The 5,152-nt window shown below is 28.8% G+C and carries 7 protein-coding genes; all 7 read left to right on the top strand.

Features of this window, described 5'->3' with window-relative positions:
- On the top strand, window positions 1–997 hold a 997-nt coding region (locus tag Q0V09_RS07380), incomplete at its 5' end, for a cobyrinate a,c-diamide synthase (protein WP_297488042.1).
- Entirely contained in the window at window positions 985–1,629 is a 645-nt protein-coding gene (locus Q0V09_RS07375) for a precorrin-8X methylmutase (RefSeq protein ID WP_297407737.1), read from the top strand. The genes Q0V09_RS07380 and Q0V09_RS07375, both read left to right, overlap by 13 nt.
- 1 nt (window position 1,630) lies before the next feature.
- Window positions 1,631–2,755: a cobalt-precorrin-5B (C(1))-methyltransferase CbiD gene (gene cbiD, locus Q0V09_RS07370; protein WP_297488039.1), complete on the top strand. Its 1,125-nt coding sequence runs from the start codon at window positions 1,631–1,633 to the stop codon at window positions 2,753–2,755.
- Window positions 2,745–3,374: a precorrin-6y C5,15-methyltransferase (decarboxylating) subunit CbiE gene (cbiE, locus tag Q0V09_RS07365; RefSeq protein ID WP_297488036.1), complete on the top strand. Its 630-nt coding sequence runs from the start codon at window positions 2,745–2,747 to the stop codon at window positions 3,372–3,374. Before cbiD ends, cbiE begins: the two co-directional genes overlap by 11 nt.
- A gap of 8 nt (window positions 3,375–3,382) precedes the next feature.
- Complete coding sequence (gene cbiT / locus Q0V09_RS07360) at window positions 3,383–3,958, top strand: precorrin-6Y C5,15-methyltransferase (decarboxylating) subunit CbiT (RefSeq protein WP_297488033.1); 576 nt, start codon at window positions 3,383–3,385, stop codon at window positions 3,956–3,958.
- Window positions 3,958–4,683 (top strand): precorrin-2 C(20)-methyltransferase, encoded by a 726-nt coding sequence (gene cobI, locus Q0V09_RS07355; protein WP_297407557.1) that lies wholly within the window; start codon window positions 3,958–3,960, stop codon window positions 4,681–4,683. Before cbiT ends, cobI begins: the two co-directional genes overlap by 1 nt.
- The coding region (locus Q0V09_RS07350) for a cobalt-precorrin-4/precorrin-4 C(11)-methyltransferase (RefSeq protein WP_297488030.1) at window positions 4,662–5,152 on the top strand (491 nt) is incomplete at its 3' end. The genes cobI and Q0V09_RS07350, both read left to right, overlap by 22 nt.

Genomic DNA, 5,152 nt, shown 5'->3' with positions numbered 1-5,152 from the left:
ATTAGTTGTTGACTGTAAAGGGAAAAGCACAAGTGTAGCTGCTGAAGTTTTAGGGTATAAAAGTTTAGATCCCAGAGTTAATATTGTAGGAGTTATTATTAATAGAGTTTCTAGTGAAAAGTTATATAGTATTTTAAAAGAAGCTATAGAAAAATATGCTCATATTCCTTGTGTTGGATATCTTAAAAAGGATGAAAAGTTAGGAATAAGTAGTAGACATTTAGGTCTTTTACAAGCAGATGAAGTAGATGATTTATATGGAAAATTAGAAATTCTAAAAAGTGAAATAAAAAAAACAATAGATTTTAAAAAAATAAAAGAACTTACAAAAATAGAGATTTTAGATAAAAAAGATATTTTTTTAGAACTTAAAGATAAATATAAAGGTCTAAAAATTGGAGTAGCAAAGGATAGAGCTTTTTCTTTTTATTATCAAGACAATATTGAATTGTTGGAAAAAATGGGGATTGAGATAGTTGAGTTTTCTCCTTTAAATGATAAAGAGATACCAAAGGTAGATATACTTTATTTTGGAGGAGGATATCCAGAAAATTATTTAGAGCAACTATCAGAAAATACCAGTTTCATGGAGTCTCTTAAAAAATTTCATAATGAAGATGGATATATATATGGTGAATGTGGAGGATTTATGTATCTTTCATCAGGAATAAAAAATCTTCAAAATGAGGTATACAAAATGGCAAGTTTACTTAATTGTTCAGTTAAAATGACAGAAAAACTAAATATAGGAAGATTTGGATATGTTACTTTAAAAAAAGATGATTTTCTAGGAACTGCTCATGAATTCCATTATTCTAAAATTGATGATGAAGGAACAGATGAAAGAGGTTTTAAGGTTGAAAAATTAGATGGTAGAAATTGGTTATGTGGATATAAAAATAGAAATTTACTTGCAGGATATCCTCATATTCATTTTTTTAAAAATTTAAATATTATAGAAGAGATGTTAGAAGGAGTTAAGAAATGTCATATATAAAAAGACCACAAGATATTGAAATTAGAAGTTTTGAAATAATAGAGGAAGAGATGGGAGAAAAAGCTAAGAGTTTTTCAAAAGAACATCTTCCAGTTGTAAAAAGAGTGATTCATACAACAGCAGATTTTGAATATGCAGATTTATTGGAGTTTTCTAATGATGCGGTTGAATCATGTATAAAAGCTTTAAAAGATGGAGTAAAAATATACTGTGATACTCAGATGATAGCAAATGGTCTTAGTAAAATAACTTTAGGAAAATATAATTGTTCAGCTTATTCTTTAGTTTCTGATCCAGAAGTAGCAAAAGAAGCAAAAGAAAGAGGAGTAACAAGATCAATTGTAGGAATAGAACATGCAATAAAAGATCCAGATACAAAAATATTTTTAATAGGAAATGCACCAACAGCACTTTTTAGATTAAAAGAGTTAATAGATTCAAAAGAGGTAGAGATGCCAGCTTTAATAGTTGGTGTACCAGTTGGATTTGTAGGAGCTGCAGAATCAAAAGAGATTTTACCAGGAAGTGGAATTCCATATATAATTGTAAAGGGAAGAAAAGGTGGAAGTCCTGTGGCAGTTTCAATACTTCATGGAATACTTTATCAAATTTTTAAAAGAGAAGGATTCTAATATGAAAAAAAAGGAGCTAAGATCAGGATATACTACAGGAACTTGTGCTAGTGTGGCTACTTATATAGCTCTAAGTCTTTTATTAGAAAAAGATATTGAAAAAATAGTGAAAATAAAATCTTTAGATGGGATAGAGTTAGATGTTCCTGTAAGTTCATATAAAAAAGGTAAAAATTGGGCACGAGGAGTAGTTATAAAAGATGCAGGAGATGATCCTGATGTAACAAACGGAATTGAAATATGTGCTAAAGTAAAAATACTAAAAGAGTTACCAAATATAAAAAGAGGTCACTATATAGATAATATACTTATACTAGGTGGTCGTGGAGTAGGATTAGTAACAAAAAAAGGATTGAAAGTAGAACCTGGAAAATCAGCAATTAATCCTGGTCCTCAAGAGATGATAGTAAAAGCTATAAAGTCTTTAGTATCTAATGATGTAAAGGTAGTAACTAAGATTTATGTACCACAAGGAATAGAAAAGGCTAAAAAAACTTTTAATAGAAAACTAGGAGTTTTAGGTGGAATATCAATACTTGGATCAACTGGAATAGTAAAACCAATGAGTGAAGAAGCACTTACAAAGTCTATGTATGCTGAGTTGAAAGTTTTAAAAGAAAATACCACAAAAAACTGGGTAATTTTTGCTTTTGGAAACCATGGGAAAAGATTTTGTGAAGAAAATAAACTTAATTTAGAGCACATGGTTGTTACAAGTAATTATATAGGATTTATGATTGATTCAGCTGTTGAACTTGGTTTTAAAAAAGTGCTTTTAGTTGGTCATATTGGAAAAGCTATAAAAGTTGCTGGAGGAATATTTAATACTCATAGTAGAGTTGCTGATGCAAGACTTGAAATATTAGCTGCAAATGCTTTTATAATGAATGAAAAAAGAGAGAATATATTAAAAGTTTTAGAATCCAATACAGCTGAAGAAGCTTGTGCTTATATTGAAAATAAAGATGTTTTTAATTTAATATGTAATAAAGTTGCTAAAAGATGTAAGGAGCATTCAAGAGAAGAGATAGAGTTTCAAGGAATGATGTTTACATATAGTGGAGAAATACTTGGGTATAGTGATAATTTTTACTCTATGGTGGAGGAATTAAAAAATGAGTCATAATATATGTGTAGTTGGATTAGGGCCAGGAAATATAGAATTTATAACTGGAGCTGGAGTTAAATCTATTATAGAAGCAGATATTGTTATTGGTGGGAAACGTCAACTTGATGAAATAAAAACTATATTAAAAGATCAAGAAACATATACTTTAGGAAAATTAGATCTTTTAAAAACGTTTATTTTAGAGAATGAAAATCAAAAAATAGCAGTAATAGTTTCAGGTGATACAGGATACTATAGTTTATTAACTTATTTAAAAAGAACATTTTCTCAGATAAATTTTAAAGTTATACCTGGTATTTCATCATTTCAATATTTATTTTCAAAATTAGAAATGACTTGGGAGAACTTTTCTTTGCATAGTGTTCATGGAAGAGATTTTAATTATGTTAAAGAGATATTAAACTCTAATAAAGGAGTTGTTCTTTTAACAGATTCAATAAATAATCCTATAAAAATAGCAAAAGATCTTTTAGAAAAGGGAATAGAAAATATAGAGGTTATTATAGGGGAAAGATTATCATCTAGTGATGAGTGTATTACGAGATTTAAGATTAAAGATTATGAAAAATATAATAGAAATTATTTAATGAATGTAACAATTTTAAGAAAGATATAGGTGAGAAGATGGGTCATATTTATGATAATGAATTTATTCAAAAGGAATTACCAATGACAAAGCAGGAAATTAGAGCAATTTCTGTTGCTAAGTTACAATTAGAAGATGATTCTATTTTAATAGATGTTGGAGCTGGAACAGGGACTATAGGGATAGAAAGTGCAACATATTTAAGAAATGGAAAAGTTTTTGCAATTGAAAAAGAGGAAAAAGGAATAGAAACCTTAAAAGAAAATATTAAAAAATTTAATTTAGATAATATAGAGGTTATAGTTGGAAGAGCACCAGAGGTAATCCCACAAATTAACTATAATAGAATGTTTATTGGTGGATCAACAGGATCTATGAAAAATATTTTAGAACATTTTATGAAGTATGCAAATATAGATGGAAGAATAGTTATAAATTCTATAACTTTAGAAACACTATCTGAAAGTACAAAGCTATTGAAAGAGTTAAATTTTAAGAATATAGAAGTAGTAAATATAAGTGTATCAAGGGGAAAAAAAGTAGGACCGTACACAATGATGTATGGTGAAAATCCCATCTTTATAGTAACAGCAAATAAGGAGGAACAAGAGTAATGTTAGAATCAAAGTTTTATGGAATTGGAGTAGGAGTAGGAGATCCAGATATGTTAACTTTAAAAGCTATAAAAGCTTTTAAAGAATTAGATGTGGTTGTTTTACCAGAAGCAAAGAAAGCAGAGGGAAGTACTGCATATGAAATTGCAAAAGAGTATTTAAAAGAAAATGTAGAATTACTATTTATTGAGTTCCCAATGGTAAAGTGTGTAGAAGCTAGAAAAGGTTTCAGAAAAGAAAACGCAGATAAAATAATAAAGTATTTAGAAGCGGGAAAGAAAGTTGGGTTTTTAACAATTGGGGATCCTATGACTTATAGTACTTATGTTTATATATTAGAACATTTAGATGGAGAAATACCTGTAGAAACAATTCCAGGGATTTCATCATTTTCAGATATGTCATCAAGATTTAATTTACCATTAGTTATGGGTGAAGAATCTTTAAAAGTTGTTTCTTTAAATGGGGAAACTAACATAGTTGAAGAGATTAATTCAGCAGATAATATAGTATTTATGAAAGTATCTAGAAATTTTGATGTTTTAAGAGATGGTCTTGAAAAAACTGGAAACTTAGAAAATGTAATAATGGTATCAAATTGTGGAAAAGAGACACAAGAGATAAATTTTGATCTTACAAAAATTAATAAGGAAGACATTCCTTATTTTACAACTCTAATTTTAAAAAAAGGTGGTATTAATCAATGGAAAAAGTTTATTTCATAGGAGCAGGACCAGGGGATCCTGAGTTAATAACAGTAAAGGGACAAAGACTTGTAAAAGAAGCAGATATAATTGTTTATGCAGGATCATTAGTTCCAAGAGAGGTAATAGAGTGTCATAAAGAGGGAGCAGAAATACATAATTCAGCTTCAATGACTTTAGAAGAAGTAATAGATGTTATGGTGAAAGGTATAAAGGATGGAAAAAAGGTTGCCAGAGTTCATACAGGAGATCCAGCTATATTTGGAGCTCATAGAGAACAAATGGATATGCTTGATGAATATGAAATTGAGTATGAAGTAGTTCCAGGAGTAAGTTCATTTTTAGCTTCAGCTGCAGCAGTAAAAAAAGAGTTTACACTGCCAAGTATCTCACAAACTGTAATTTGTACAAGATTAGAAGGAAGAACGCCAGTTCCTGAAAAAGAAAATTTAGAATCATTAGCTTCTCATAGAGCTTCAATGGCAATATT

It is taken from the genome of uncultured Cetobacterium sp., assembly GCF_947039425.1.
Classification (GTDB): Bacteria; Fusobacteriota; Fusobacteriia; order Fusobacteriales; family Fusobacteriaceae; genus Cetobacterium_A.
Note: the sequence above shows the minus strand (reverse complement) of the source record. Positions and strands in the feature narration are given on the sequence as shown.

Bases quoted from the DNA above. Each gene is read 5' to 3' on its own strand.
- cbiT (WP_297488033.1), top strand. From the start codon at position 3,383: ATGGGTCATATTTATGATAATGAATTTATTCAAAAGGAATTACCAATG.
- cbiE (WP_297488036.1), top strand. From the start codon at position 2,745: ATGAGTCATAATATATGTGTAGTTGGATTAGGGCCAGGAAATATAGAA.
- cobI (WP_297407557.1), top strand. From the start codon at position 3,958: ATGTTAGAATCAAAGTTTTATGGAATTGGAGTAGGAGTAGGAGATCCA.
- cbiD (WP_297488039.1), top strand. From the start codon at position 1,631: ATGAAAAAAAAGGAGCTAAGATCAGGATATACTACAGGAACTTGTGCT.
- Q0V09_RS07375 (WP_297407737.1), top strand. From the start codon at position 985: ATGTCATATATAAAAAGACCACAAGATATTGAAATTAGAAGTTTTGAA.